The 642-nt window shown below is 23.2% G+C and carries 1 protein-coding gene and 1 pseudogene; both read right to left on the reverse strand.

Going from position 1 to position 642, the window contains the following annotated elements; genetic code table 11:
* Positions 1–268, reverse strand: a 268-nt coding sequence (locus AJ936_RS00005) for a glycosyltransferase family A protein (RefSeq protein ID WP_070274195.1), incomplete at its 3' end; no start/stop codon positions are given.
* Positions 269–642: pseudogene (locus tag AJ936_RS10155) on the reverse strand (alpha-2,3-sialyltransferase); the annotation flags it as partial. It lies immediately after the preceding gene.

Genomic DNA, 642 nt, shown 5'->3' on the forward strand with positions numbered 1-642 from the left:
ATTTATACTCCCCGCTAAAATATTCTATACCCACATTTCTAGCACTACTTAATCCTCCATTTTTTTTATGAAATAAAGTTATTCTTTCGTCTTTTAAAGTATACTCTTTGGCGATATTTAAGGAATTTTTATCTGTACTGCCATCATTTACTAAAATAATCTCTAGATTAAGATAAGTTTGATTTATGACACTTTCTATACATTCTCTTAAATAATTTTCTACATTATATATTGGAATAACTATACCAACAGTTTTATTTTGATTCATCTATAATGCTCTCTTTTTCTTATGAATTTTATATGTTTTTATTATATCAAATGGTAATTTAAATAATCCACCCTTATACCAATTTTTACAATTTTTAATTAAAATTTGACCTAACTTATAAGAAAGATGATTTTTAATTGCCATAGCTTCTTTATAATCTAAACAACTTTCTATAGGTGGTAGTTTTTTTATTTTATCTTTACTAATTTTTTGCTCTTGTTTATAAAATATTACAACTGATAATAAATATATAGGAATTAATACTATACTAAAGAAATTTTTAGAATTAATGATTAACGACTGTCCCAGTTTGTATGATAATTGATTTTTTATTCTTTGTTTGGCTGAATAATAACCAAATTGTTCTTGCAAAG

It is taken from the genome of Campylobacter sp. BCW_6877 (genome assembly GCF_001762445.1).
In the GTDB taxonomy this organism is placed as follows: domain Bacteria; phylum Campylobacterota; class Campylobacteria; order Campylobacterales; family Campylobacteraceae; genus Campylobacter_D; species Campylobacter_D jejuni.